General features: G+C 66.8%; 26 protein-coding genes and 3 tRNA genes. 10 read left to right on the plus strand and 19 right to left on the minus strand.

Annotated features, from left to right (window positions below; translation table 11 throughout):
* Positions 1 to 5 precede the first annotated feature (5 nt).
* Positions 6 to 1,580 carry a Re/Si-specific NAD(P)(+) transhydrogenase subunit alpha gene (locus JAN5088_RS13140; protein ID WP_055683239.1) on the minus strand — a complete coding sequence of 525 codons (1,575 nt, stop codon included), beginning with the start codon at positions 1,578 to 1,580 and terminating at the stop codon, positions 6 to 8.
* Between the two features lie 108 nt (positions 1,581 to 1,688).
* Between JAN5088_RS13140 and JAN5088_RS13145 the strand changes: the two genes are divergently transcribed.
* Both JAN5088_RS13145 and kynU read left to right on the plus strand, forming a co-directional pair.
* Positions 1,689 to 2,438 carry an SDR family NAD(P)-dependent oxidoreductase gene (locus JAN5088_RS13145; protein ID WP_055683240.1) on the plus strand — a complete coding sequence of 250 codons (750 nt, stop codon included), beginning with the start codon at positions 1,689 to 1,691 and terminating at the stop codon, positions 2,436 to 2,438.
* Positions 2,435 to 3,634, plus strand: coding sequence for a kynureninase (gene kynU, locus JAN5088_RS13150; RefSeq protein ID WP_055683367.1), 1,200 nt, complete (start codon positions 2,435 to 2,437; stop codon positions 3,632 to 3,634). The genes JAN5088_RS13145 and kynU overlap by 4 nt, the downstream gene beginning before the upstream one ends.
* A 3-nt stretch (positions 3,635 to 3,637) precedes the next feature.
* On the opposite strand, the gene argB is transcribed toward kynU, so the two are convergent.
* From argB to rpmH, 9 genes are all read right to left on the minus strand, one after another.
* Complete coding sequence (argB, locus tag JAN5088_RS13155) at positions 3,638 to 4,486, minus strand: acetylglutamate kinase (RefSeq protein ID WP_082429997.1); 849 nt, start codon at positions 4,484 to 4,486, stop codon at positions 3,638 to 3,640.
* Positions 4,487 to 4,508: 22 nt separating this feature from the next.
* Entirely contained in the window at positions 4,509 to 5,159 is a 651-nt protein-coding gene (gene yihA, locus JAN5088_RS13160) for a ribosome biogenesis GTP-binding protein YihA/YsxC (RefSeq protein WP_055683242.1), read from the minus strand.
* Between the two features lie 31 nt (positions 5,160 to 5,190).
* Positions 5,191 to 5,925, minus strand: a complete 735-nt coding sequence (locus JAN5088_RS13165) for an MOSC domain-containing protein (RefSeq protein WP_055683243.1) — start codon at positions 5,923 to 5,925, stop codon at positions 5,191 to 5,193.
* Complete coding sequence (gene yidC / locus JAN5088_RS13170) at positions 5,926 to 7,797, minus strand: membrane protein insertase YidC (RefSeq protein ID WP_055683244.1); 1,872 nt, start codon at positions 7,795 to 7,797, stop codon at positions 5,926 to 5,928.
* 176 nt (positions 7,798 to 7,973) lie between these two features.
* A complete protein-coding gene (locus JAN5088_RS13175) occupies positions 7,974 to 9,437 on the minus strand; it encodes a putative bifunctional diguanylate cyclase/phosphodiesterase (RefSeq protein ID WP_158448488.1) in 1,464 nt (487 codons plus the stop codon).
* Between the two features lie 130 nt (positions 9,438 to 9,567).
* Positions 9,568 to 10,446, minus strand: coding sequence for a tRNA 2-thiocytidine(32) synthetase TtcA (gene ttcA / locus JAN5088_RS13180; RefSeq protein ID WP_055683246.1), 879 nt, complete (start codon positions 10,444 to 10,446; stop codon positions 9,568 to 9,570).
* 47 nt (positions 10,447 to 10,493) lie between these two features.
* Complete coding sequence (yidD, locus tag JAN5088_RS13185; RefSeq protein ID WP_055683247.1) at positions 10,494 to 10,721, minus strand: membrane protein insertion efficiency factor YidD; 228 nt, start codon at positions 10,719 to 10,721, stop codon at positions 10,494 to 10,496.
* A complete protein-coding gene (locus tag JAN5088_RS13190; RefSeq protein WP_055683248.1) occupies positions 10,718 to 11,083 on the minus strand; it encodes a ribonuclease P protein component in 366 nt (121 codons plus the stop codon). Before JAN5088_RS13190 ends, yidD begins: the two co-directional genes overlap by 4 nt.
* Before the next feature lie 61 nt (positions 11,084 to 11,144).
* Entirely contained in the window at positions 11,145 to 11,279 is a 135-nt protein-coding gene (rpmH, locus tag JAN5088_RS13195) for a 50S ribosomal protein L34 (protein ID WP_055683249.1), read from the minus strand.
* A 230-nt stretch (positions 11,280 to 11,509) separates the two neighbouring features.
* Here rpmH and JAN5088_RS13200 point away from each other — a divergent pair, with 230 nt between their 5' ends.
* The 4 genes from JAN5088_RS13200 to JAN5088_RS13215 all read left to right on the plus strand — a co-directional run bounded on the left by JAN5088_RS13200 (position 11,510) and on the right by JAN5088_RS13215 (position 15,652).
* The gene (locus JAN5088_RS13200) at positions 11,510 to 12,922 is read left to right on the plus strand and encodes a dihydrolipoyl dehydrogenase family protein (RefSeq protein WP_055683250.1); all 1,413 of its coding nucleotides are present in this window, start codon (positions 11,510 to 11,512) and stop codon (positions 12,920 to 12,922) included.
* Between the two features lie 66 nt (positions 12,923 to 12,988).
* Complete coding sequence (locus JAN5088_RS13205) at positions 12,989 to 14,377, plus strand: sensor histidine kinase (RefSeq protein WP_055683251.1); 1,389 nt, start codon at positions 12,989 to 12,991, stop codon at positions 14,375 to 14,377.
* 94 nt (positions 14,378 to 14,471) lie between these two features.
* Positions 14,472 to 14,548: transfer RNA gene (locus JAN5088_RS13210), tRNA-Arg, on the plus strand.
* Between the two features lie 171 nt (positions 14,549 to 14,719).
* Positions 14,720 to 15,652, plus strand: a complete 933-nt coding sequence (locus JAN5088_RS13215; protein ID WP_055683252.1) for an IS5 family transposase — start codon at positions 14,720 to 14,722, stop codon at positions 15,650 to 15,652.
* A 30-nt stretch (positions 15,653 to 15,682) separates the two neighbouring features.
* On the opposite strand, the gene JAN5088_RS18940 is transcribed toward JAN5088_RS13215, so the two are convergent.
* The 4 genes from JAN5088_RS18940 to purM form a co-directional block, all read right to left on the minus strand.
* A complete protein-coding gene (locus JAN5088_RS18940; protein WP_158448489.1) occupies positions 15,683 to 15,832 on the minus strand; it encodes a hypothetical protein in 150 nt (49 codons plus the stop codon).
* A gap of 228 nt (positions 15,833 to 16,060) precedes the next feature.
* Positions 16,061 to 17,218, minus strand: a complete 1,158-nt coding sequence (gene rnd, locus JAN5088_RS13220; protein ID WP_055683368.1) for a ribonuclease D — start codon at positions 17,216 to 17,218, stop codon at positions 16,061 to 16,063.
* 49 nt (positions 17,219 to 17,267) lie between these two features.
* Entirely contained in the window at positions 17,268 to 17,873 is a 606-nt protein-coding gene (gene purN / locus JAN5088_RS13225) for a phosphoribosylglycinamide formyltransferase (RefSeq protein WP_055683253.1), read from the minus strand.
* On the minus strand, positions 17,870 to 18,919 hold the full coding sequence (gene purM / locus JAN5088_RS13230; RefSeq protein ID WP_055683254.1) for a phosphoribosylformylglycinamidine cyclo-ligase: 1,050 nt from the start codon (positions 18,917 to 18,919) through the stop codon (positions 17,870 to 17,872). Before purM ends, purN begins: the two co-directional genes overlap by 4 nt.
* A 102-nt stretch (positions 18,920 to 19,021) precedes the next feature.
* Between purM and JAN5088_RS13235 the strand changes: the two genes are divergently transcribed.
* Positions 19,022 to 19,098 (plus strand) — tRNA-Ile (locus tag JAN5088_RS13235).
* A gap of 8 nt (positions 19,099 to 19,106) precedes the next feature.
* On the opposite strand, the gene JAN5088_RS13240 is transcribed toward JAN5088_RS13235, so the two are convergent.
* Entirely contained in the window at positions 19,107 to 20,369 is a 1,263-nt protein-coding gene (locus JAN5088_RS13240; RefSeq protein WP_055683255.1) for an ATP-binding protein, read from the minus strand.
* Between JAN5088_RS13240 and JAN5088_RS13245 the strand changes: the two genes are divergently transcribed.
* Positions 20,368 to 21,252 carry an MBL fold metallo-hydrolase gene (locus tag JAN5088_RS13245; RefSeq protein WP_055683256.1) on the plus strand — a complete coding sequence of 295 codons (885 nt, stop codon included), beginning with the start codon at positions 20,368 to 20,370 and terminating at the stop codon, positions 21,250 to 21,252. The genes JAN5088_RS13240 and JAN5088_RS13245 overlap by 2 nt on opposite strands.
* A 70-nt stretch (positions 21,253 to 21,322) precedes the next feature.
* A tRNA-Asn gene (locus JAN5088_RS13250) sits at positions 21,323 to 21,397 on the plus strand.
* Between the two features lie 135 nt (positions 21,398 to 21,532).
* Here the strand turns inward: JAN5088_RS13250 and JAN5088_RS13255 are convergent.
* From JAN5088_RS13255 to JAN5088_RS13270, 4 genes are read right to left on the minus strand one after another with little or no spacing between them, the layout of a single operon-like run.
* Positions 21,533 to 22,270, minus strand: coding sequence for a hypothetical protein (locus tag JAN5088_RS13255; protein WP_143114967.1), 738 nt, complete (start codon positions 22,268 to 22,270; stop codon positions 21,533 to 21,535).
* A complete protein-coding gene (locus JAN5088_RS13260; RefSeq protein ID WP_055683258.1) occupies positions 22,248 to 22,670 on the minus strand; it encodes a very short patch repair endonuclease in 423 nt (140 codons plus the stop codon). The genes JAN5088_RS13255 and JAN5088_RS13260 overlap by 23 nt, the downstream gene beginning before the upstream one ends.
* A gap of 2 nt (positions 22,671 to 22,672) precedes the next feature.
* Positions 22,673 to 24,112 (minus strand): DEAD/DEAH box helicase, encoded by a 1,440-nt coding sequence (locus JAN5088_RS13265; protein WP_055683259.1) that lies wholly within the window; start codon positions 24,110 to 24,112, stop codon positions 22,673 to 22,675.
* A 1-nt stretch (position 24,113) separates the two neighbouring features.
* Positions 24,114 to 25,361: a hypothetical protein gene (locus JAN5088_RS13270; protein ID WP_055683260.1), complete on the minus strand. Its 1,248-nt coding sequence runs from the start codon at positions 25,359 to 25,361 to the stop codon at positions 24,114 to 24,116.
* 210 nt (positions 25,362 to 25,571) lie between these two features.
* Here JAN5088_RS13270 and JAN5088_RS13275 point away from each other — a divergent pair, with 210 nt between their 5' ends.
* The gene (locus tag JAN5088_RS13275) at positions 25,572 to 26,741 is read left to right on the plus strand and encodes a DNA cytosine methyltransferase (RefSeq protein WP_233489778.1); all 1,170 of its coding nucleotides are present in this window, start codon (positions 25,572 to 25,574) and stop codon (positions 26,739 to 26,741) included.
* Positions 26,742 to 26,770 lie beyond the last annotated feature (29 nt).

Consider the following 26,770-nt stretch of genomic DNA (forward strand, 5'->3'; position numbering starts at 1 on the left):
GCCCCTCAGGATTTCTGGAACATGGCGAGCATGCGCCGGGTGACGAGGAAACCGCCGACGATGTTGATCGAGGAGATCAGCACGGCGACGAACGACAGGATCACCACGAGCCAGTTGCCCGACCCGATCTGGAGCAGGGCGCCCACGATGATGATGCCCGAGATGGCGTTGGTGACGGCCATGAGCGGCGTGTGAAGCGCGTGGCTGACGCCCCAGATCACCTGGAACCCGACGAAGCAGGCCAGCGCGAAGACGATGAAATGCTGCATGAAGGACGCGGGCGCCCAGATGCCGACGAGCAGCAGAAGCGCCGCGCCCACGGCCAGCATCGTGACCTGCGACCGCGTCTGCGTCTTGAAGGCGGCGATCTCGCTGGCGCGCTTTTCCTCGGCCGTCGGAACTTTCGGCTTCTCGCGCGTCTGAACGGCGATGGCGGCGACCTTGGGCGGTGGCGGGGGCCAGGTGATCTCACCCTCGCGCGTGACGGTGGCGCCGCGGATCACGTCGTCGTCCATGTCGTGAACGATCGTGCCGTCCTTCCCGGGCGTGAGGTCGGCCAGCATGTGGCGGATGTTGTTGCCGTAGAGGGTCGAGGATTGCGCGGCCATGCGGCTCGGGAAATCGGTGTAGCCGATGATGGTGACCCCGTTGTCGGTCACGATTCTTTCGTCCGGAACGGTCAATTCGCAGTTGCCGCCGCGTTCGGCCGCAAGGTCGATTATGACGCTGCCGGGCTTCATCGCCTTCACCATGTCCTCGGTCCAGAGGACGGGGGCGGGGCGGTTGGGGATGAGGGCGGTGCAGATGACGATGTCGATGTCGGGCGCCATCTCGCGGAACTTGGCGAGCTGCTTGGCCTGGAACTCAGGCGAGGAGGGCGGCGCATAGCCGCCGGTGGCCGCGCCGTCGGGCAGTTCGGAGGCGTCGAACTCGAGGAACACGAATTCCGCACCCATCGATTCGATCTGCTCTGCCACCTCGGGGCGCACGTCGAAGGCGTAGGTTATCGCCCCCAGCGAGGTGGAGGTGCCGATGGCGGCGAGCCCCGCCACCCCCGCCCCGATCACCAGAACCTTGGCCGGCGGCACCTTGCCGGCCGCCGTCACCTGACCGGTGAAGAAGCGGCCGAAGTTGTTGCCCGCCTCGATCACGGCGCGGTAGCCCGCGATGTTGGCCATGGACGACAGGGCGTCCATCTTCTGCGCGCGGCTGATGCGGGGCACCATGTCCATGGCGATGGCGGTGGCGCCGCGGGCCTTGACCGTTTCCATCAGCTTTTCGTTGGAGGACGGGTAGAAGAAGGAGATCAGCGTCTGGTCTCGGGTCAGGCGCCGGGCCTCGGTCTCGGTCGGGGGGCGGACCTTGGCGACGACGTCGACCATCTTGAACAGGGCGGGGGCGGTCTTCATCACCTCGACCCCGGCGGCGCGGTAAGCATCGTCCGAGAACCCGGCGGCGGCGCCAGCCCCCGTCTCGACGAAGACCTCGTGACCCAGCTTCTGCAGGTGCCCCGCGCTTTCGGGGGTGATGGCGACGCGGGCTTCGCCCTCGTGTACCTCTTTCGGTGCGCCGATCTTCATTGCATGGTCTCCCCGCGGTCGTGACGATGTCGCTGCCGCCTATCTGTCGCGGTCGGGCCGCCCAATGCAAGGCGGTAGGCGCAAAACGATGGTCGGGAGGAGAAAACTGTGGACGATCTGACAGGACGGCACGCGCTGGTCACAGGGGGCGGCACCGGCATCGGGCGCGCCATCGCAGAGGCATTGCGCGACGCGGGTGCCAAGGTCACGGTGACGGGACGCCGCGCCGATGTGCTGGCCGAGGTCGGCGGATGCCTCGCCGTTCCCATGGACGTGGCGGAGGAGGCGAGCGTGACCGAAGGCGTCGCGCGTGCGCAGGGGCAGAACGGCCCGGTCCACATCTGCGTGGCCAACGCGGGCGTGGCCAGCGGCGCGTCGCTGGCGCGGACGGATGCGGCGATGTGGCGGCAGGTGATGGCGATCAATCTGGACGGCTGCTTCCACATCTTCCGCGCCTGCCTGCCGGACATGCTGTCGGAAGGCTGGGGTAGGGCCATCGCGATATCGTCCATCGCCGGGCTGAAGGGATTGAAGGGCGCGCCGGCCTATACCGCGTCGAAGCACGGGATGATCGGGCTGGTGCGCGGGGTCGCCGCCGACCTTGCGGGCAAGCCGGTGACGGCCAACGCGATCTGCCCGGGCTATGTGGACACCGACATCGTGACCGGCAATACCACCCGCATCATGGAGCGGACAGGCATGTCGCAGGCCGACGCCCGCAACGTGATGGTGGGCGCCAACCCGCACCGCCGCCTGATCGAGGCGGACGAGGTGGCGGCGGCGGCGCTGTGGCTGTGCGGCGACGGCGCGCGCAGCGTCAACGGACAGGCGATCCAGATCGCCGGGGGGGAATTCTGATGGATTGGAATGCGTTCAGGGCACGGTTTCATCTGCCCGATGGGGTGATCTATCTCGACGGGAACTCGCTCGGGCCGATGCCCGTCGCGGCGCCGGAACGGGTCGCGCGGACGATGGACGAATGGCGCGACATGCTGATCGGCGGGTGGAACGACGGGGCCGGCGGCGAGGGCTGGATGAGCTGGCCGGGCCGTCTGGGCGACCGGATCGGCCGCCTGATCGGCGCGCCGGCGGGGTCGGTAACGGTGGGCGACACCTTGTCGATCAAGGTGTTCCAGGCGCTGGACGCCGCGCTCAAGATGCGGCCGGACCGCCGCGTGATCCTGTCGGACGGCGGCAACTTCCCGTCGGATCTCTATATGGCGGAGGGGCTGATCGGCGCGCTGCACCGCGATCTGGACCTGCGCGTCGTCGCGCCCGAGGAGGTGGCGGACACCATCGACGAAGATCTTGCCGTGCTGATGCTGACGCAGGTCGACTATCGCACCGGCCGGATGCACGACATGGCGGATCTGACCGCGCGCGCCCATGCCGCTGGCGCGTTGACGGTCTGGGACCTGGCCCATTCGGCGGGCGCGCATGAGGTCGATCTGACGGGGGCCGGGGCGGATTTCGCCACGGGCTGCACCTACAAGTATCTTAACGCGGGGCCCGGCGCGCCGGCCTTCATCTACGTCCGGCCGAACCTGCAGGACGCAGTGGAGCCCGCGCTGTCGGGGTGGCTGGGCCATGCGGCGCCCTTCGCCTTCGACCCGTCCTACCGCCCCGGCGCGGGGGTGGAGCGGTTGCGCGTCGGGACGCCGGCCGTGCTCCAGATGGCGGCGCTCGACGCCGCGCTCGACATCTGGGACGAGGTTGACATGGCCGCGCTCCGTGCCCGGTCGCTGGAGTTGTCGGAGCGGTTCGCCGCCGGCGTGGCCACGCGGTGCCCGGCATTGACCCCCGCGCTCGCGTCCGGCGTGCCCCGCGGCAGCCAGGTCAGTTTCCGCCACGCGGACGGCTATGCGATCATGCAGGCCCTGATCGCGCGCGGCGTGGTCGGCGACTTCCGCGCGCCCGACATCCTGCGCTTCGGATTCACTCCGCTCTTCGTGTCGGAGGCCGAGGTGGACGGCGCGGTGGGCCATCTGGCGCAGGTCATGGCGACCGCGGAATGGGACCAACCCCGCTTCCGCGCGCGCCGGGCCGTGACCTGAGCCTCAGCCGAGCCGGATCATGCTGCCCGCGCCGTGGCTGGTGAAGAGCTCCAGCAGGACGGCGTTGGGCACCCGACCGTCGAGGATGACGACGGCCCGCACCCCGCCCTCCAGCGCGGCAAGGGCGGTTTCGGTCTTGGGGATCATGCCGCCCGCGACAGTGCCTTCCTCGGTCATCCGGCGCAGAACGGCGGCGGTCAGATCGGTCACGACCTCGCCCGTCGCGTCCTTGACGCCCGCCACATCGGTGAGGAGCAGCAGGCGGTCGGCCTTCAGAGCCGCGGCGATGGCGCCCGCCGCCACATCGCCGTTGATGTTGTAGGTTTCGTCCATCTCGCCCGTGCCGATGGGCGCGATGACGGGGATCATCTCGTCGCGGAACAGGCTGTGCAGAAGGCGGGTGTCGACCTCGGTGGGCGTCCCGACGAAGCCGAGATCCGGGTCGGTCTGGTCGCAGACGAGCATGTCCGCATCCTTGCCCGACAGGCCGACGGCGCGGCCGCCCGCCGAGTTGATCGCCTGCACGATGCGCTTGTTGACCTGCCCGGCCAGCACCATCTCGACGATGCGGACGGTCTCGGCGTCGGTCACGCGCTGGCCGCGCACGAAATCCGACGTGACCCCCAGCCGTGCCAGCAACTCGTTTATCATCGGCCCGCCGCCGTGGACGACGACGGGGTTGATGCCCACCGTCCGCATCAGCACCACATCGCGCGCGAAACTGGCCATCCCCTCCTCGCTTCCCATGGCGTGGCCGCCCAGCTTGATGACCACCACGGCGTCGTCGTAGCGGGTGAGGTAGGGGAGCGCCTCGTTCAGGGTGCGGGCGATGGCGGCGTTGTCGCGGGTCATGGCGTCCTGTTTCTTCACGGTATCATTCCATCGTGGCGATCGTGGCACGAAGGGTGGGGATGCCCCAGCCCTTTTCGCTGCTCGTGACGATCAGCTCGGGATAGGCCGCGGGGTGACGGGCCAGGGCCCGGCGCGTCTGGTCGAGGGCCGCGTCCCGATCGGCGTCCTTGACCTTGTCGGCCTTGGTCAGCACCGTCTGGAACGTTACCGCGGAGGCATCCAGAAGCGACATGATCTGCTCGTCCACCTCCTTCACCCCGTGCCGCGCGTCGATCAGGACGAAGGCCCGGCGCAGGCTGGGCCGCCCGGCCAGATAGGCCTTGAGCAGCGCCTGCCATTTGGCCACCACCGCCACGGGCGCGTTGGCGAAGCCGTAGCCCGGCAGGTCCACGAGATAGTGGCTGCCGGCCAGGGTGAAGAAGTTGATCTCCTGCGTGCGGCCGGGGGTGTTCGATGCCCGCGCCAACGCTTTTCGGCCGGTCAAGGCGTTGATCAGCGTCGATTTTCCGACGTTGGATCGCCCGGCGAAACAGACCTCGATCCGGTCGGCGGGGGGCATCCCGTCCATGGCGACGACGCCCTTCAGGAACTCGCCCCCCGTGGCGAAAAGACGACGTCCGGCTTCCTCGGCCGCGGGGTCCGGTGCGTCGGTGACGGGGAAGGGCAGGGTCATGGGATGTCCTGTCGGAGGGGCGGACGGCCGATCAGGCCGGGATGAGCATGTCGCCCAGGGCCACGCGACCGGGTGCGATGCAGGTGAGATAGACGCCGAAATCGCGGTGGCCCCAGCCGGCCTCCAGCTCGCCCAGGGTATCGGCGTCGACCTTGCCGGTATCGGGGTTGGCCATCGTGGCGCGGCAGCGGGTGATGCGCTGTTCGACGCGGAACCGCGCTGTGCCCAGCGTCAGGTCGCGGCCGACCCAGTCGAACTCCGCCCAGGCAGGCAGGCCATCGACCCAGAGGTTCGCGCGCCAGCGGTGGCGGGACAAGGGGCGGCCGATGCGGGCGGCGACCGCATCGTGCGTGGACATGTTGCCGAGCGAGATCGACGGAAACGCGGTGTCGGTGAAACCCCGCGCCGCGGCACGGACGATTCCCGAAGGTGCAGCCCGCGCCGGGTCGGTCAGAGGCGCGATCCAGTCGAGGAACGGCCGGTTGTCCTCATCGGGGTCGAAGGCGAGGTCGGGGCGGTCCGGGTGCGACAGGGTGACGGCGCCGTCGCCCATCCGCGCCGTGATCGCCATGAGCGCCGGCGTCTTGGCGCCCCGATTGAAGTTGGCGCAGGGCACCCAATGGTCGCCGTCCAGCCGCGCGGCCTCGTGCGCGACGGCCCAGAGGCGGTCGAAGGGGATCGTGCCGCCCGGCGCGATGTCGAAGGCGGCGACGGGTTCGCGCCCGTGCGCCTTGATGGGATGCCGCCAGATTTCGGCGAGCCGCACCTATTTGCCCTTCTTCGTCGGGGCCTTGCCGTCGTTGGCGGCGAGCGCGGGCTTCTTGCGGCGCACGCTGGTCTTGATGTTGCCGAAGAGGTCGGGTCGTGCCCCGTGGCTGCGCATGATGATGTACTGCTGCGTGAAGGTGATCGTGTTGTTGGTGATCCAGTAGACCACCAGACCGCTGGCGAAACCGCCCAGCATGAACATGAACACCCAGGGCATCCAGGCGAAGATCATCGCCTGTGTCGCATCCGTCGGCGCGGGGTTGAGCCGCTGCTGGAGCCACATCGACACGCCCAGTAGGATGGGCAGGATGCCGATGAAGACCAGCGCAAGCACGGTTCCGGGTTCGGGGGCCGCATAGGGCAGCAGGCCGAACAGGTTCATGATGCTGGTCGGGTCGGGGGCGGACAGATCCTGGAACGGGCCGAAGAAGGGCGCATGGCGCAGTTCGATGGTGACGAAGATCACCTTGTAGAGGCTGAAGAAGATCGGGATCTGGAGCAGGATCGGGAGGCAGCCGGCGGCCGGATTCACCTTGTTGGTCTTGTAGAGCTCCATCATCCCGGCCTGAAGCTTCTGGCGGTCGTCGCCGGCCCGCTCCTTCAGCTTCTCCATCTCGGGCTGGAGTTCCTTCATTCGCGCCATCGAGACGTAGGACTTGTAGGCGAGCGGGAACAGGATCGCCTTGATCCCGAAGGTCAGCACGATGATCGCGATGCCCATGTTGCCGATCACGCCGTTGAGGAAATGCAGCGCGGTGAAGATGGGCTTGGTCAGGAAATAGAAGATGCCCCAGTCGATCGCATCGACGAAGCCCGGCACATTGGCCTCGTTCTGATAGTCGCGCAGGACTTCCCACTCCTTCGCGCCTGCGAAGACGCGTTGTTCGGAGGTGACGGTCGCGCCCGGCGCGACATCGATGGGGGCAAGACGGGTTTCCGTCTGGTAGATGTCGGCGCCTTCGACATATTTCACGACCTCGGTGAAGGGCGCGTCCGACGAGGGGATGAGTGTGGCCATCCAGTACTTGTCGGTGAAGCCGATCCAGCCGTCTTCGGCGGCTTCGGTCTTTTCGACGCGACCGGCTTCCAGCGGATCGGCGTCGAATTCCACGATGTCGTCGTAGTCGATTTCCCGCAGGCTGCCGTCGGCGCGGCCCACGACGCCTTCGTGCAGGATGAAGAAATTGGCGGTGTCCGGCTCGCCATGCCGTGCGATCAGTCCGTAGGGCGCCAGGCGAACGGCCGCGTCGGTGGTGTTCTCGACCGATTGCGCGACGGTGAACATGTAGTCGTCATCGACCGCGATCGTGCGCCGGAAGATCAGCCCGGCACCGTTGTCCCATGTCAGCGTCACGGGCGTCTCGGGCGTCAGCGTCGCCCCGTCGGGCGCGGTCCAGGGCGTCGTGGCCTGGGGCACGGCCTCGCTGGGCAGGTCGCCGGTCGGAACCCAGCCGTGCAGGGCGTAGAAGGCCTGCGGACCCCCGGCGGGCGACAGCAGCGTGACGATGGGAGAGTCGTCGTCGAGCGTCTCGCGGTAGTCCTTGAGCGAGATGTCGTCGATCCGCCCTCCGGTCAGCGAGATGGAGCCTGTCAGGCGCGGCGTGTCGACCGGAACGCGGGCGCTGGCAGCCACGGCGGTGGCGCGGCTCTCGGCCGGGGTCGCGGTCACCGCACCGGGCACCGCCGTCGGCGTTCCGCCCGCTACCGGCGGAGTCACCGCGCCGGGCGCCCTGTCGGGAATGCCATCGGAGGTTGCCGTTTCCTCGACCGTCGGGGCCTGCTGCTCGGGCGGGAACAGCACGAACCAGATCAGCAGCACCACGGCGCTGAGCACGGTGGCAAGGATGAGGTTCTTGTTCTGATCGTCCATTGCAGACCTGTCTCGCGCGGGATCGGGGTTGCGCGCCGTTCAACAGACCGGGTGGGGGAAGGTCAAGGCCAAACCCCCTTCCCGCAGGGCTCGGCGGGGAGCCGTGCCGTCGCGGCTGGGCGGCATCGACCCGTCGACACCGCCTCACGTTCGGCCGGTATACCGCCCGGTCGTCGTCAGGCCGACCCTTGGGGACGCATCAGCCGCAGGCTCTCGGCGGGGCCGGAGGGCAGGGCGAGCGCCCAGGGGATCGTCTCGGCGAAGGGCATCGGCCGGGCGATGCCGAAACCCTGAACGTGCGGACAGCCCATCTCGGTGAGGGTGGCCTGCTCCTCCGGCGTCTCGACCCCTTCGGCCAGCGTCTCGATGTCGAGGCTGCGCGCAAGGCCCAGGATTGCGCCGACGACGGTGCGCCGGGCGCTGTCGCCGTCGATCCCCTCGACGAAGCTCCGGTCGATCTTGATGCGGTGCACGCCGAACCGGGCGATGTGCGCGATAGAGGCGGCACCGGTGCCGAAATCGTCGAGGTCCAGCCGGAACCCGGCCTTGCGCAGCGCAGCCAGGTTGCGGGTGATCGTCTCGTCCCCATCGCGCAGGGTCACGGTCTCGAGGATCTCGATTGCCACGCGGGGGGGCTGAACGTCGTAGCGGTCGAGTTGCCAGATGATGCGTTCGGCCAGCCGCGGGTCGGCGAGTTGCTCCAGCGAGACGTTGATGCCCACGCAGGGCACGTCGAGACCGGCCCGGTCCCATTCGATGAGGGCTTCGAGGCTCGCCTTCAGGATCTGCTCCCCCAGGTCGGCGGACCGTCCGGCGGAGGTGATCGTGGGCAGGAACTGGCCGGGCGTCAGGACGCCGAGCTCGGGGTGATGCCAGCGGGCCAGCGCCTCGAACCCGGCGAGCTGGCCGGTGCGGCTGTCGATCTGGGGCTGGAACCATGGCCGGATCTCTCCGCCCGCGAGCGCGTCTTCGATGCAGCCGGCCAGCCGGTGATCGGTTTCGACCTGGCTGCGGATGGTCGGATTGAAGGCGCGCACCGCCCCGTCGCCCTGCCGCCGTGCGATCCGCAGGGCGCAGTCGGCGGCGGCCAGCATCGCGGCGCCGGTGCGTGCGGGGGCCATCGCCTCCGAGCAGATGCCGATGGAGCATTGGACGCGCACCGCACGCCCGTCGAGCGACACAGGCTCCGCCACGGCGGATTGGATGCGGTCGACGATATTCATGACGACGTCGAGATCGGCGCGGCGCGTCGGCGCCAGCACGACCACCATTCCATCGTCGCCGACGCGCGTCACCGCATCCTGACCGCGCATGGCCGATGACACCCGCTGCGTCACCCGATCCATGATCCGCTCGCCCATGTCGGCCGTCCAGTCACCGTCGGCGAAATGCGGATCGTCCACCTGGACGTGCAGGACGGCCGTGGTCCGGTCGCGCCGCGCGCAGTCCTGGAGGGTGTCTTCCACGAGACGCTGCACGGCGGCCCGCGACATCCGGCGGTCCATCATCGCGCCCGGCGGCGATGCGGCCGTCCGTCGGTCGAGCGCCAGGAATACGGGCAGGACGAGCACCAGCGCCATGGCGACCGCATCCTGTCCGAAGGTCCATGCCACGGCGGCGACCGCCGGGAACAGCATCATCCAGTCGGTTCTGCCCCGCACCCGTGCCAGCCACCCACGAGCGGTCGATATAGGTGATGTCCGTTGCGTCATTCGATCCTCCGGTCCCCGGTTCGGGGTCAGACCTAGGCGGCCGGAGGTCAACGGGGCCTTAACGCAGGATCGGAATATCCGGCGAATTCGCGACAATCGGGGCACCACCGGCGGCGAGCCCCGCGAAATCGAACAGCGCGGGGTCGAGCATGTGGGACGGCCGCACCTGCATCATCGCCGAGAACATCTTGGCCCGGCGACCCGGCGCCTTCGCCTCCCACCCGTCCAGCAGCGCCTTGATCGCCTGACGCTGCAACCCGTCCTGCGAGCCGCAGAGGTCGCAGGGGATGATCGGATAGTCCATCGCGCGGGCGAAGCGGTCGCAGTCGGCCTCGGCCACATGCGCGAGCGGGCGGAGTACCAGCAGGTCGCCCTCGTCGTTTAGCAGCTTCGGCGGCATGGTCGCGATCTTGCCGCCGTGGAACAGGTTGAGAAAGAACGTCTCGAGGATGTCGTCGCGGTGGTGGCCCAACACGACGGCGGAGCATCCTTCCTCGCGCGCGACGCGGTAGAGGTTGCCGCGTCGAAGCCGCGAGCAGAGCGCGCAGAAGGTCCGCCCCGCCGGCACCTTGTCGACGACGACGGAATAGGTGTCGCGGTATTCGATCCGGTGCGGCACGCCCATGCGCGCCAGGAACTCCGGCAGGACCGTCGCGGGAAAGTTTGGCTGCCCCTGATCCAGGTTGCAGGCGAGGATGTCGACCGGCAGGAGGCCGCGCCATTGCAGCTCCGTCAGCGCGGCGAGCAGGGTATAGCTGTCCTTGCCCCCCGACAGGCAGACCAGCCATTTTGCGCGAGGGCCGCTACGATCGACCATGCCGTAGCGGTCGATCGCCTCGCGGGTTTCGCGGATGATGCGCTTGCGGAGCTTGCGGAACCCGGTCGTTCCGGGCGCGCCCTTGAACAGCGGATGGATGTCGTCGTGATCGTCGAGCATTGTCTTGCGCTCCTTTGACCTTTCCTTAACCCGCCTGCCGGCCGGCGTCACCGTCGGTCGGGCACGTTGTCGATGCCGGACCCGCCCCAGGGATGGCACCGGGCGATGCGCCGTGCGGCGAGCCAGCCGCCCCTGAGGCCGCCGTGCCGCTCCAGTGCCTCCAGCGCGTAGGCCGAACACGTCGGTTGATAGCGGCAGTTGTGGCCCACGTGGGCCGAGAACACCGCGCGATAGGCGTGGACCGGCCAGGACAGCACACATGCCAGCGGCGTCACCGATGCACCCGGTCGAGCGCGCCGCGCAGATCGTCGAGCAGTGCGTCGAAAGGGCGATCCGCCGTGACCCCCGCGCGACCGATCAGTGCATAGTCCCACCCCGGCCGCCCGCCTTCGGGCAGGATCAACCGCGCCGCTTCGCGCAGGCGGCGCTTGGCCCGGTTGCGGGCGACGGCGTTGCCGACCTTGCGCGAACAGGTGAAACCCACGCCGATTTCCGGGTCGCCATCGCCCCGGTCGCGGGCCTGCAGCAGGAACGACCCGGCCGGCACCCGCAAACCCCGGTTCAGCGCCAGGAACTGCGACCGGCGCGACAGCACCCGCAAAGGCGGGGCGCGCAGCGACCGGGGACGGGCGGACATGACAAAGGGTACCGAAGGCGGCGATCCGCCCGGTGCCCCACCGTTCGACACGTCGTCGCTGTCAGGCAGACAGGACCTTGCGGCCGCGCGCGCGGCGGGCGTTCAGGATCTTGCGGCCGGCCTTCGTGGCCATGCGGGCGCGGAAGCCGTGGCGATGCTTGCGAACGAGGTTCGAGGGCTGGAAGGTGCGCTTCATGGCAATCTCTCCGGGGTGTCTTGCGTCGGAGCCGCGGATGAACCAGCGACCGGGAAAACGTGAAGCCGCCGTCTAGACGCGGCGTGCGGACCTGTCAACAGGCCGGACCCAGTCGCCAGCTTCCGAAAAATGCAAGCGGGATGTTTCGATTTGCAGCGAAACCCGCGGCGCCGACGGCGGGTTGAGGGTCTGGACGCGATGGCGCAACCCCCCTGACGAAAGGCCCTCGGATGGAACGGATCAAGACGGATGTGTTGGTGATCGGCGCGGGGTCGGGCGGCCTCAGTGTGGCGGCGGGGGCAGTGCAGATGGGTGCCGATGTCACGTTGCTGGAAGGCGACCGGATGGGGGGCGACTGCCTCAACTACGGCTGCGTGCCGTCCAAGACGTTGATCGCGGCGGGCAAGCATGCCCATGCGATGACGAGCGGTGCGGACTACGGCATCACGCCGGTCAAGCCGAAGATCGACTATGCCGCTGCCAAGCGCCGCGTCCATGAGGTCATCGAGACCATCGCCCCCATCGATTCGCAGGAGCGGTTCGAAAGGCTGGGCGTGCGCGTCATCCGCGAATACGGCCGCTTCGTCGACCGCGACACCGTCGAGACTGGAGAGCACCGCATCACCGCGCGCCGCATCGTCGTCGCCACCGGATCCTCGCCGCTCGTGCCACCCATCGACGGGCTGGAGGACGTGCCCTACCTGACCAACGAGACGCTGTTCGACCTGATGGAGGCACCGTCCCATCTGGTCATCGTCGGCGGCGGTCCCATCGGGATGGAGATGGCGCAGGCTCACGTCCGCCTCGGCTGCAAGGTCACGGTGATCGAAGGGGCCAGGGCGCTGGGCAAGGACGATCCCGAGATGGCGGAGATCGTCCTGCGCCACCTGCGGGCCGAGGGCGTCGACATCGTCGAGGGCGCGCAGGCCAAGCGCGTCAGCGGCCGCGCCGGGGCCATCGTCGTGCATACCGACAAGGGCGACCATCGGTGCAGCCATCTTCTGATGGCCGTCGGGCGGCGCGCGAACATCGACCGTCTGGATCTCGACCGCGCGGGCATCGAGCACGACCGCGCCATCCGCGTGGGCCCGGACCTGCGGACGACGAACCGACGCGTCTATGCCGTGGGCGACGTGGCCGGCGGCATGCAGTTCACCCACGTCGCGGGCTATCATGGCTCCACCGTGATCCGTCCCATCCTGTTCGGCCTGCCCGCCAGGGTCCGCACCGACCACATCCCCTGGGTGACCTATACCGACCCCGAACTGGCGCAGGTGGGCATGACCGAGGCGCAGGCGCGCGAACGGCACGGAAAGTCCCTGACGGTGTTGCAGGCCGGGTTCGACCACAACGACCGTGCCGTGACCGAAGGCCGCACCGACGGTCGGATCAAGGTGATGGTCGTGCGCGGCCGACCGGTCGGCGTGTCCATCGCGGGCCCCCATGCCGGTGAGCTGATCGGGCTCTGGGCGCTTCTCATCGCCAAGCGCATGAAGATCGGGGCCGTCACCTCGATGGTCGCGCCCTATCCGACGCTGGGGGAAATTTCCAAGCGCGTCGCTGGCCAGTACTACACCCCCCGCCTGTTCGAGAGCGACTGGGTGAAGCGCGCCGTCCGGCTTGTCCAGCGCCGGACGCGCTGACGCGCCCCCTGTCGCGGACGGTCCGCGGCAGGCATAAGGGCCGATGTAACCACGACCGGATGACCCATGTTCCGCACCCTTTCGGGCCGATTCCTGATCCTGACGGTGGCTTTCGTGATGCTGGCTGAAGTGCTGATATTCGTGCCGTCCATCGCGCGGTTCCGGCTGGACTACCTGACCGACCGTATGGAGCGGGCACAGATCGCGTCGCTGGCGCTTCTGGGCGCGAACGATATGATCGACGACGCGGTGGAGGCCGAACTGCTGGAGAACGCGGGCGTCCTCAACGTGGTCCTGCGGCGCGACGCGTTGCGGCAGCTGGTGCTGTCGTCGGACCTGCCGGGGCCGGTCACGCGCACCGTCGACCTGCGCGATCCGCCGGTGTCCGCCCTGATCCGCGACGCCGTCCTGCGCTTTGCCCGCCCCGGCCCCGAGGTGATCCGCGTCATCGCCGAGCCCGCGCAGGGCGGCGGCGTGCAGATCGAGGCGGCGATCGAGACGTCCGACCTGCACCGCGCCATGATCGACTACGGCATGAACATCCTGTGGCTGAGCCTCGTGATCTCGGTCATCACCTCGGTCTTTTTGTTCCTGGCTGTGCGCCGCCTGATGGTCGTGCCGATCAAGTCGCTGGTCGCGCAGATGATCCGCTATGCCGCGGCCCCCGAGGACGCGAACCGCATCATCGAGCCCCGATCCTCGGTGCGCGAGCTGCGCGAGGCCGAGACGACGCTGCGCGACCTCGAAACCCAGCTGTCCCAGTCGCTGCGCCAGAAGGAGCGTTTGGCCCAGCTGGGCGCCGCCGTCGCCAAGATCAGCCATGACTTGCGGAACATCCTGACCACCGCCACTTTGCTGGCCGACCGGATGGAGATGGTGGACGACCCGACGGTGCGCCGCGTGGCCCCCAAGATCGTCGCCTCGCTCACCCGCGCCGTGAACCTGACCGAGGGCACGCTCGCCTTCGGCCGGGCCGAGGAAGCGCCCCCCGCGCTGCAGATGGTGCCGCTGGCCCGCGTCCTTGATGAGGTCTGCGAAAGCGAACAGCTTTCGATCGATGTGGCCTCGGTCGAGATCCGCCACGATGTCCCCCCCGCGATGACGGTACGCCTCGACCCCGAGCAGATGCACCGCATCCTGGGCAACCTGATCCGCAACGCGCGGCAGGCGATCCAGGCGACCGGCAGGCCGGGCGAGGTGCGGATCACGGCGGAGGAGGACGCGGACACCTGGACCGTCCGCGTGTCCGACACCGGACCGGGCCTGCCCGCTCGAGCGCAGGAGAACCTGTTCCAGGCCTTTCAGGGCAACGTCCGCAAGGGCGGCACGGGGCTGGGCCTCGCCATCGCGTCGGAACTGGTGCGTGGCCACGGCGGCACCCTGGCGCTGGAACGGAGCGGGGAGGGCGGCACCGTCTTCCGTATCGACCTTCCCAAGGCCGCGGGCGACGTCTAGGCCGCAGCCCGCCGGGCGTCACCGCCAAGGGACGACCGCCGCCCAAAAAGACCCTTGCACGCACCGCCGCCGGGGTCTATCCCGCCCCCGTAGTGCGCTGGTAGCTCAGTTGGATAGAGTACTTGACTACGAATCAAGGGGTCGGGGGTTCGAATCCTCCCCAGCGCGCCAACATCTCCTTGTCGAGTGACAGACAAAACCGACTTTTGTGACATATAACTGACCCAAAAGACGGATCACTCCGATAGGAGAGTGACGTTGCCCAGTTGGGCTTGCGAGGGCTCTGTTGCACAAATCCTGTGAGGGATTCATCTCGCGAATCCAGCGCGGTAGCTGGGATGGATGAGCAGACACATACCCCCGACTTACAAGACCAGGAACTGGCCCGCCTACAATGAAGCGCTCAAGCGCCGGGGCTCACTGACTATCTGGTTCGATCCCGAGATCAGTTGGGAGGCTGCGCCGACCGGCAAACGTGGTCGACAGCAGATCTACAGCGATACCGCCATCCAGACATGCCTGACGATGAAGGTTCTGTTTGGCATGGCGCTACGGCAGACGACCGGGTTCGTCGAGAGCCTGTTACGTCTGATCGGTTTGAACTGGGCGGTGCCTGACTTCGGCACGCTATCGCGCCGCCAGAAGACACTGGCCGTTGACATCCCATATCGTGGCTCCAACGGCCCACTGCATTTCCTGATCGATAGCACTGGCATCAAGGTTGAGGGTGAAGGCGAGTGGCACGCACGCAAGCATGGTGGGCCCAAGCGGCGGGTCTGGCGCAAGGTCCATCTCGGAATTGATGAGGAAACACTGGAGGTCCGAGCCGTCGCGATCACCTGGAGCCATGTCGGCGACGCGCCGGTGTTGCCCGACCTTCTCGGCCAGATCCCGGCGGACCAGGAGATCGGCAGCGTCACGGCAGACGGCGCCTACGACACACGCAAATGCCATGATGCCATTGCCGAGCGGGGCGCTCACGCTGTCATCCCGCCCCGCAAGAACGCGAAGCCGTGGAAGACCGTCACCGCTGGTGCCGTGGCCAGAAACGAGGCCCTGCGAGCTTCGAAATACCTCGGCCGCGCGATCTGGCGACGATGGAGCGGATACCACCGCAGAAGCCGCGTCGAAACAAAGATGCACTGTATGAAACTGCTGCGGCAGCGCCTCATGGCGCGGGACTTCGACCGACAGGTCGCGGAGGTCCAGATCCGCATCGCAGTCATGAACGGCTACACCGCGCTTGGCATACCTGTCACAGAAACTGTGGGATGAATCCGTCCGGGGAAAGGGGAACCTCGGACATCAAAGGTCTTGTGCAACAGAGCCGTCCGGTTCCAGTCCTTCCAACAATACACTGCCCAACGGATTGCCGCGACTAACGAATGTTTGAAAGTGATCAAACGCCTTATGGACAATCTCCTCGGCGTTCAGCGTCTGCTGCTCTTCCACCATAATCAGATCCCTCTTGCAGCATACACGGTCGGCTATCACTCATCTGACGCTTCATAGAAACCGCTCCATGAACCACAAAATCGTCTGGTTGTGAGTACTGATCAAGTGCATTCTGCTAGCCCGAGCCTTAGCCACTTCACATATTCAGTTTCCTGCGCATTGCTGCCGCTCGTGCACGGCGCACCATCCGTCACTCTGAGCACAAACATCTACCCGATCTCCCACCCTTCACAACCCCACGATCCGCACGTCCCGCCCCTTGCACGCCAGTGCGATCCGCCCCTCGCATAACCGCAACGCATCCTCGCCGAAGACCTCCCGGCGCCAGCCGTGGGACCAGTCGCCGTCGCGTTTGCCGGATGCGATGTCGTCGAGGTCCGAGGCCGAAGCGATCAGCTTGGACGCGACCCCCGCCTGTTCCGCCTTGGCCTTGAGCAACACGCGCAGCAGGTCGGCCAGCGCGCCGTTGATCTGGTCGCGCGCGCGCTGGTCCGGCGGCGCGGGCAGGTCTGCCTTGTCGAGCGACAGGCCCCGGTCGACCGCCGCAAGGATGCCGTCGGCGATGGGGCCCTTGCGCCCTTCCCGCAGCAGAAGCCGCGCCTTCGACAGGTCGTCCGCCGTGCGGGGTTTCATCGCCACAAGCTCCAGCAGGGCATCGTCCTTGAAGACGCGGGTGCGGGGGACGTCGTTCCTCTGGGCGTAGTCCTCGCGGAAGGCGGCCAGTTCGCGCGCGATCCCGATGTATCGCGGCGAGGGGTTCCGCATCTTGAGCCGCCGCCACGCCTCGCGCGGGTGGGTGCGATAGGTGTCGGGATCGCGCAGAACGTCCAGTTCCTCCTCGACCCAGGCGGTGCGGCCGCTGCGGTCCAACTCGGCCGCCAGGTATTCGTAGACGTCGCGCAGGTGGGTCACATCGTCCAGCGCATAGGCCTTCTGCGCGTCCGAGAGCGGGCGGCGCGACCAGTCGGTGAAGCGGCTCGACTTGTCGATCTGCGCCTTGGCGATGCGGCGGGCGAGCGTCTCGTACCCGGCCTGTTCGCCGAAGCCCGCGACCATGGCGGCGACCTGGGTGTCGAACAGGGGGGTGGGGATCGTGTCGCCCTCGATGGCGAAGATCTCCAGATCCTGGCGTGCGGCGTGGAACACCTTGACCGTGTCCGGGTCGCGGAACAGCGCGTAGAGCGGCGCAAGGTCGAGCCCGTCGGCCAGCGGATCGACGAGGACCGCGTCGGTCCGGCCGTCGCCGCGATAGGCGAGCTGCAGAAGGCAGAGTTTGGAGTAATACGTCCGCTCGCGCAGGAATTCCGTGTCGACGGTGACGTAGGCGGTTTTCGCGGCCTCGGCGCAGAAGGCGGCAAGCGCCTCGGTCGTGGTCAGCGTGATGATCTCTGAGGGGGGAATGATGGGAGCCTTTCGCGTATCGTGCGGGCCCCGTCTAGTCGATCCCGGCCTGCGGGGAAAGATCAAGACGCCCCCTCTGGCCCACCGCGAAGCGGCGCAGGACGGCCGGGTAGAGCCTGTGTTCCTGCACCAGCACCCGCGCCGCCAGATCGGCCGCCGTGTCGCCCGCCAGCACCGGCACCCGTGCCTGTCCCAGGATCGGCCCGCCGTCCAGGTCGGCCGTCACCTCGTGCACGGTGCAGCCCGCCTCCGCGTCGCCTGCCGCGATGGCGCGCGCGTGGGTGTCCAGCCCGCGATACTTCGGCAGGAGCGAGGGGTGAATGTTGAGCATCCGCCCCTGCCAGCGCGCGACGAAGGGCGGCGTGAGGATCCGCATGAACCCGGCCAGCGCGATAATGTCGGCGCGGGCGGCCTCCAGCGCGTCGGTCAGCCCGGCCTCGAAGGCGGGTCGGTCGGGGAAGGCGCGGTGGTCGACGACGGCGGTCGGCACGCCCATCTCGGCCGCGCGCGCGAAGCCCCCCGCACCGGGGTCGTTCGACAGCACGAGGCACGGCCGCGCGGGGTGGTCGCCCTTCATGTCCTCGACCAGGCGTCGCATGTTGGACCCGCCGCCCGAGATCAAAATGGCGACGCGCTTCACCAGTTCGGGTCGCCCTGCCAGGTCACGCCCTGCCCTTCGGTCACGGTGCCGATGCGCCAGACCCGTTCGCCCTTCGATTCGAGCAGGGTCATCAGATCGGCCGCCCGGTCGGCGGCGACGACCGCGGCCATGCCGATGCCGCAGTTGAAGGTCTTGAGCATGTCGTCCCGCGCGATGCCCCCCGCCTCGGCCAGCCAGCCGAAGACGGCGGGCGGCTGCCAGGAGCCGAGGTCGATCGTCGCGCCCAGCCCCCCGGGCAAGACACGGGGCAGGTTCTCGGTCAGGCCACCGCCGGTAATGTGAGCCAGCGCATGAACCCCGCCCAACCGGATCGCCGACAGCACCGGCAGGACATAGAGCCGTGTGGGCGTCAGCAGCGCCTCGCCCAGCGTGGTGCCAACGAAGGGCGCGGGGTCGGACCAGGCAAGCCCCGCTCGCTCCGCCACCTGGCGCACCAGCGAGAAGCCGTTGGAATGGACGCCGTCCGACCCGATGCCCAGAAGGACGTCGCCCGCAACGACGTCGCGCGGAAGGTCGCCGCCCCGTTCCATCGCGCCCACGGCAAAGCCGGCGAGGTCGAAGTCGTCGCCCGCATACATACCCGGCATCTCGGCTGTTTCGCCCCCGATCAGAGCGCAGCCCGAAGCGGTGCAGCCCGCGGCGATCCCCTCGACCACCTGGGCGGCCTTCTCCATGTCGAGCTTTCCGGTGGCGAAATAATCAAGGAAGAACAAGGGCTCGGCTCCCTGGCACACCAGGTCGTTGACGCACATCGCCACAAGGTCCACGCCCACGGTGTCGAGCCGCCCGGTGTCGATCGCCAGCCGCAGCTTGGTCCCCACGCCGTCCGTCGCCGCCACCAGGATCGGATCACGGTACCCGGCCGCGCCGAGGTCGAACAGCGCGCCGAACCCGCCCAGCCCCGCCATCGTGCCCGGCCGTTCGGTCGCGCGAGCGGCGGGCTTGATGCGCTCGACCAGGGCATTGCCCGCGTCTATGTCCACGCCGGCGTCGGCATAGGTTAGGCCCGGTTTCGACTCGGTCATGGCATCCCCCGCATGTTGCCGCCCGACTAGCAGCACCCCCCCGGGGCATCAATGGCTCACGCCTTGACGGCCCCGGCGGGTCTGCTACGCAAGGACCACCGTGGGCCTGTAGCTCAATTGGTTAGAGCAGGGCGCTCATAACGCCTTGGTTGCGGGTTCAAGTCCTGCCGGGCCTACCATTCCCACCCTACCTCGGCACCACGATCTCGGCCTTGAGGCCACCCAGGTCGGAGGTGCCCAGTCGCAGAGCGCCGCCATGGGCGCGGGCCACGTCGCGCACGATGCTGAGGCCGAGGCCCACGTTTCCGGCTGTGTTGCTGCGCGCCGCATCCAGACGTGCGAAGGGGCGCATGGCTTCCTCTCGGTCGGCGGGGGCAATACCGGGGCCGTCGTCCTCGACCGCGATGACGATGGCCGCATCGCTGACCTGCACTCCGACCCTCACATCGCCGCCATAGCGCAGCGCGTTCGACACCAGGTTCGCCACCGCCCGCCGCAGCCCGTCGGGCAGCACGTCGGACGTGACCGACGGCCCCGCGACCGCGATGCCCCGACCTGGCGCGGCCATGTCGACACCTTCCTGCACGATGTCGCGGACATCGACTGCGGCCCGTTCGTCGCTCGCGCTTTCGCGCGCAAAATCGAGGAAAGTGTCGATGATGCGCTCCATCGCCTCGACGTCGCCGGTCAGGGCGCCCGCCTCGTCGGAGTCCATCATCGACAGTTCCAGCTTCATGCGCGTCAGCGGCGTCCGCAGGTCGTGGCTCACTCCCGAGAGGAGCAGTGTGCGCTGCTCGATGTGCCGCTCGATCCGTTGGCGCATGTCGAGAAAGGCCATGCCCGCCGCTCGCACCTCGGTCGCGCCCGAAGGGCGATAGTCCGGGTCCTGGCCCCGCCCGAAGGCTTCGGCTGCATGGGCAAGTCGACGGATCGGGCGGATCTGGCCGCGCATGAACAGGAACGACACCGCCGTCATCAGCACGGCCACCGCCACCATCAGCACCAGAAGCTGATGCGGGTTCGCGGCAGAGACGGCATTGCGCGGGAACCGCAGGCCAGTGCCATCGGTGAAGCCCAGCAGCACCGTCTTGCGTTCGGACACGGTATCGACGGTCGACAGGTCGTCGAACGACGTCTCAAGCCGTCGGCGCATGGCCCGCGCCGACAGATCCCACCAGCGGATGCGCGTGGTGACAGGCGGCGGCACGGGGTCGATGCCGAGTTGCGCCGCCAAGTCCGGCATCCTGCGCACCAGTTCGATCTCGCGCGTCATGTTGGACGTCATCTGGATCGTGACGTCTTCGTAATGGCGTTGCAGGAACATGACCGCCACGGCAAGCTGCAGCGTGACGATCGGCACGATCAGGATCAGTGCCGCGCGGGCGTAGAAGCTGCGCGGCAGCCAGCGGCGCGGCAGGGCCCGGCGAGGTGAGGGGGACGGCGCATCCATGACCCACAGCTATCGCCTTGGGCAGGCGGACGAAAGCGGCCTGATCCGGGTCGTCGCGCCCAACCCCTCGCCCATGACCGGGTCGGGCACCAATTCCTGGATCTTGGGACACGACGACGTCGCCGTGATCGACCCCGGCCCTGCCCTTCCCGCTCACCTCGATGCGCTGACGCGGGCCGTGGCGGGGCGGCGGGTCGCGGCCATTCTCGTCACCCATTCGCATCTGGACCATTCGCCCGCCGCGCGCCCCTTGGCGGAACGGCTCGGCGCGCCGGTCGCGGCCTTCGGGCCGTCCGACGCCGGACGCGCGCCAACTCCTCCCGCCCTGCGGAACGTGGGCGGGGGCGAGGGCGTCGACCCAGACTTCGCCCCCGACACGCGGCTGCGCGACGGCGATGCGGTGGCGGGCGACGGCTGGACCCTGCGTGCACATTGGACGCCAGGGCACATGGCCAACCACTTGTCCTTCGAGTGGCCGGAGGCGCGGACCGTCTTCACCGGCGACACCGTGATGGCCTGGGCAAGCACCATGATCTCGCCCCCAGACGGCGACCTGGGGCAGTTCATGTCCTCACTCGACCTGCTGGAGCGGCTGCAAGCCCGTCGCTTCCTGTCCGGCCATGGGGATGCCATCCCGGACCCAGGCGACCGTTGCCGCACCCTGCGCGACCACCGCCTGATGCGCGAGGCGGCGATCCTCGACGCACTGCCCGACGCGCCGACGATCCCGCTGCTGGTCGCCGCGCTCTATATCGATACGCCCCCTACCCTGCACGCCGCCGCGGCGCGCAACGTGCTCGCCCATCTGATCCACCTGGCGCGGAACGGCCGCGTTGCGCCCGACCCCGCAATCGCCCCGGACGCGGTCTGGCACCGCACCTGACCCCGACCCCGGAAAATTCGCCCTACCCCCTTGCGCGACCGCGCCGCCCCGGCTATTCGCCCCTCGGTGTTCCGGCGTAGCTCAGCGGTAGAGCAGTTGACTGTTAATCAATTGGTCGTAGGTTCGATCCCTACCGCCGGAGCCAATAAAATCAAGCACTTAGGCGATGCAGCCGCCCGGTGTGAGCTACTCAAGCACAGCATAGGTACAGTTTTTAGGCTCGGCACTGTGCCTGAGGGGGCCAAGCACCGTCACCCCGTCAAGGCGTTGAAGATGTAGGCTATTCCCAGATGACCTCGAACGCGAGGTACTCGGAGAGTACGCCCCGGATCATGAGGCTTCCCTCGGCCACGGCCAGGAACCTGTAGCGTCCTTTCTGCACCGTGATCCAGCCGCTGGCGTAGGCGTCATCTGCGATCAGCATCCGGTGCATCGCCCTGCTACCGACCTCTGGCCAGATGTTCACTTCCGGCGCAGTCTCGAAGTGGTCGCGCTGGTCGTCCATCATGGAGACCAGCGGCATCACAAGGACGTGCTCGGGCTCGTCAAGGCGGGGTTCATTGAGCTCGTAGGCTGCATGGCACCTCGCCAGCTTCATGACGACGCGCCGCACCCTTTCGTCTTCCGGCTGCCAGACGTGGATCAAGGCGCCCCCGACGGTATCGCTCTGCCGGTGCCCACGCTCGATCCTATCGCGCAGGCTTCGGTTCCGGCGCAGTGCCCGCTTTATCTTGTCCCTTGACAGCTGCTCCGGGTCGCTGGTGCCACAGACGACGCACTCGATGAAACAGGCCAGGTATTCCTCGTCGCCAGAGAAGCCGTTGTTGCAGTCGCCACAACTCGGGAGCGACGGCATGTGCTTAGGGTGCGGTAGGTCCAAGAAGACCTTCGAGGGTGCGTGGTCCTTTGACTCGGTTTGGCCACCGCAGTGGACGCAGAAGCCTTTTTGCCTGTCGTCGCCGTTGTTCGGTAGTCTTTCCATCTTCTCGCCCCAGTCAGTCTTTGTGTTCAACAGCATCTGCGACCCGTGCCGCAACTTGGGCAACGGCGGTCGCCCCCTTCAGCTCGCACTCCCACACGACAATCAGGCGCCAGCCCAAGGCGACCAGCGCCGCGTCCCTCTCACCGTCGCGCCTGACGTTGCCCTCCAGCTTCGGGCGCCAGTATTCGAGGCGCGAGGCCGGAAGGCGCCCAGCGGGGCAACCGGCGTGCTGGTGCCAGAAGCACCCGCGCACCTGTACCGCCAACCGCTGACGCGGGAACACGACGTCGGGCGATCCCGGTAGGTCCCGCCGGCATACCCTGAACCTGAGCCCCATCCCGTGCAGCGCTGACCTCAGCGCCACTTCCGGTTTGGTGTCACGACCGCGAATCCGGGCCATGTTTCTGGAGCGTTGGTCGGGCGTGATCCGATCCATCTTCAGGCGGAACCCGCAGCCACTTGTCTCTCCCCCGGGTCGCCGACAGACGGCAGCCGGTTGCTGGTGAGCAGGTCGCACATCTCCTCCTGCGAGAGACTTGCCACCAATTCGCCCGCTCCTCGGTCGCCGAGAAGGCTCCTAGCCAGCGCCGACTTCCGTTCCAGCGCCGTCACCACGGCCTCTTCGATCGTGTCCGTAGCGAGGAGGCGGACGTATGTGACGGGCTGTGTCTGGCCTATCCGATGGTTCCGGTCCTGGCTTTGCGCGTAGTGGTCGTAGCGCCACGACAGGGATTCATAGATCGTGAAACTGGCGGCTGTCAGCGTGAAGCCTGTACCGGCGGCGGCCGGGTTCGCGATCAGAAGGCGGGTGTCCTGATCCTCTTGGAAACGCTTTGCGATGCCTTGCCGCTCATCGTTGGGTGTGGCCCCATAGATCGCGACCGCCCCGGGGAATCGCTGAAGGAGCTGTTCGATCGTCCGGATGTAGTTCGACCACAGGATGACCTTTCTTCCCGGCACAGAGAGGATGTCGGCGATCAAGCCGTCCAATGCCTCGAACTTCGCCGGCAGTCGGTCTAGTTCCGGGAAGATCAATGCCGGATTACTGGCAATCTGGATGAGCCGGGTCAGCTTGGCCAGTGCGGTGGACGCATAGGCCAGGTACTGCTCGCCCGTCATCTTCCTGATTTCGGCGACCATCTCGTCCCGCATCTGGTCATATACCCGGCGCTGCCAGTCGGGCAGTTCCACCCTCAGATCGGCATAGGTCTTTTCCGGGAGGTCAAGACATTGCTCCTTCGTGCGCCTCAGGATCAGTCTGTCAAAGGTCGCCTGGGCAAACTTGGCGGTGGGGTCATCTTCAAGCATCGCCTTGAAAACTTCGGCCGAACCCAGACTGGCCTTGCCGGGCTCCAGAATCTCGACCTGGGTGTGAAGGTCTTCGGCCGTGTTCGTCACAGGCGTGCCCGACAGCAGCCATCGAAACGCCGCATGCGGCGCAACCGCCCGCATCGCAGTTGAGGTCAAGGATTTCCAGTTCTTCGCGGCGTGGGACTCGTCCAGCACAAGTGCAGTCCGCTGCCGCTGACAGAGCGCGATGAGCGCAGTGGTTTCGGCGCGGGCGGTTTCGTAGCTGGTGACCACCACCCGCGCGCGGGTAGCCCTGAAGGCGGATCGACGGACCTTTGGGGGGCCCTCAACAATCTCCACCGTCACATGGGGCGCAAACTTGCCGAACTCGGCCACCCAGTTGCGCTTTAGGGAGTTGGGGCAGACAACCAGCAGACGGTCGGCCCTGCCCGATTCCAGAAGGCGCCGGAATGCCTCGATTGCAACAAAGGTCTTTCCGAGGCCCTGCTCAAACGCAAGCAGCCCGACGCCCTGACCCGTCAAGAAATCGACGCCTTCCTCTTGGTGAGCAAGAAGGTCGAAGCCCACCTTACTGCCCACCCGGCGTGCCGTGAACTTCGACCAGCCCCATGAAGTAGGCATATGCGTCCTTGAACTCGCTTAGGTCATCCGGCGAAAGGTCCCGCACATCTGCCCGGCTGGCCTTGTTAAGGGTCCGTGCGGCCTTCTTGATCGCTAGCCGATACGGATGAACTCCATCGTGGACCTGATCCTCGATAATGTCGATCGCCTTCTGTAGCTCCGCCACATCATCATCGTCGAAGTCACCTTCCCCACGATCCACGGCCCGCTTCAGAACTTGCGTCAGCCCTGCAATCTTGACTTTTGGGCTGGAGCTCTTGCTTTCGACTTGGCGGGCAAGTTTATTCGCAACGTGCTCCTCCCCCGACTTCAACTGGTCCCATGCGTCCGGATCGTCATGAAACTCCTTCAAGAACCGCGCGTCGCGGTACTCCTTGAAGGCGTGGTTGCGGACCATGCCAAAAACGTCTTCGCGCAGCTGGTCGTAAGAAGAGTTGGAATAGTCCTTGAGTTGCGAGCCAATGACACGAGCCTTGCTGATCTCCTCAAGAACACTGAAGTTCTTTGCGGTGAACCGATCAATCGGTTCCTCACCGATATGATCCTCGTCGATGTGTTCCTTGAACTGCATTGCGAATTCGTAAGCGCTCTTCAAGCGATTCACCCAAGCCAGTGACTTCTCCATGTATTGGGCCATCTGCGCCTGGTTCATAACAGGCGGCTGCCCATTCACCCCCACGACTTTCTCATAGATAAATTTGGCCTGAATGTATCTGTCCCAGGCGCGCACCCCGGAACCGCGAACGTGAATTCGGGCAAGAAGGATCGCTTGCTCAAGTTCGCCGAAGTTCGGAGGGAGAACTTTCGCCTTTACTCGCCTGAAGACGCCCTCCTTGATGCCAGATGTGTATTTCCGGTCCAGCGCCCTAAGGATGCAAACGCGGGTAGCGCCCTCAAGGACTAGGAACTTTGCGGAGTCGTTCGGACGCCAGACGTATATCGGCTCCATTTGACCTAAATCGTTGATTGAAGTGCGAAGAGCATCGTACCCCCCGGTCAACTGAAGCGTTGCCTCCAGTTCGGCTTCGGACGAAATGTTGGAAACCGGCAGATGGGACTGAAGCCTCGGGTTGGCATCCCACAAGCGCACTTCGCCGTGCACGTCGAGCAGAACCTCGGGCAGCTCCCATTCGACTGCGCCGTACTTCTCGTGGTGGATCCGGGCGGGAGCCTTGGTAAGGGTGTCGGTAGTCATGTCCAAACCTTTCATAACTTGCTGCAGCAATTCGTAGCAAGTAATAGCAAGTCGATCAAGGAAGATTTTTTGGGCTGTCAATCTCCGTACTTCCGACATATTGTTACCATGGGTGTTCGCGCCCACAGATGTTGAATCGGAACGGGGTTCGGGATGACGGGCGTGAGTCTGCACGTGAGGAGGTCAGAGCTACCAGCGGGTCCCCGCTGCGTGGACCTCTTCGCCGGTGCAGGCGGCCTTGCGGTCGGTTTCCGAAGCGCCGGGTGGGCCGTGGCGTGTGCCAATGATGACGATGCCGATGCTTCGGCGACCTTCCGGCTGAATTTCCCCGAGACGGCTTTCTTCGAGGGTCCCGTGGCACAGGTCGCGGCGGCCGACCTGCTTCGAGAGGCCGAAGTTTACCCCGGCGAACTCGACTGCCTTATAGGCGGCCCGCCCTGCCAGTCGTTCAGCCACAACAACCACCAGCGGAACGCGACCGATGACCGGGCCAAGCTTTTCAATCACTACCTTGGACTCGTGAACGCCCTGAAGCCAAAGACCCTCGTCATGGAGAACGTGCCAGGCATTCTCTCCATCGATGACGGCGGGGTAGTTCGTGAAATCGTCTCCCGTCTGACCGAGATGGGTTATGACAAGCCCTGCGTTCGCCTTCTGTCCGCAGAAGAATTCGGCACGCCTCAGGTCCGTCGTAGGGCTTTCATCGTTGCTAGCAGGGTCGGACCCTCGGCTGAACTGATGCCATCTCCCACCCACTGGTCGCCTAGGTACTCCCACCGCGGATGGCCGTCCGAGCGACCAGATGGAGCAACCTCGCGGCCGGTAACGGTGTGGCAGGCTATCGGCGACTTGCCCGAACTGGAGAACGGAGGGGGCAAGACGGCGGTCAAAAGGGACTGGCGCTGCGCGACAACCGCATTCCAACGGTCGGCACAGGCCGGGGCGCCGATCATTTTCAACCACGTATGCCATGCGCTGACCGACGTTAACCTGAAAAGGATCGTCCACGTCCCGGAGGGTGGGAATTGGCGCGACGTGCCGCGCGACCTGCTCCCAGCAGGGATGCAGCGGGCCCGGCTCAAGGACCATACCAAGCGATACGGGCGGCTATCGCGTGACGGCTTCGCTTCGACCATCCTTACCAAGTGTGACCCGCATTGGGGCGCGTACGTCCACCCGATGCAGGATCGAACCATCTCGGTTCGTGAGGCAGCGCGTCTGCAAGGGTTTCCGGATGTGTTCCGATTCGCTGGCGACAAGATCGGCCCTCAATACACACAGGTCGGGAATGCCGTGCCTGTGTCTTTGGCGCGCGCGATCGGGCTTTCCGTACTGGCGCACCTGCAACGCCACACCAGCGCACTCGTGCAGGCCGCCTGAGCCCCGGAGGCTGCGGGGCGCGCCCCATC

The organism is Jannaschia rubra (assembly GCF_001403735.1).
Classification (GTDB): Bacteria; Pseudomonadota; Alphaproteobacteria; order Rhodobacterales; family Rhodobacteraceae; genus Jannaschia; species Jannaschia rubra.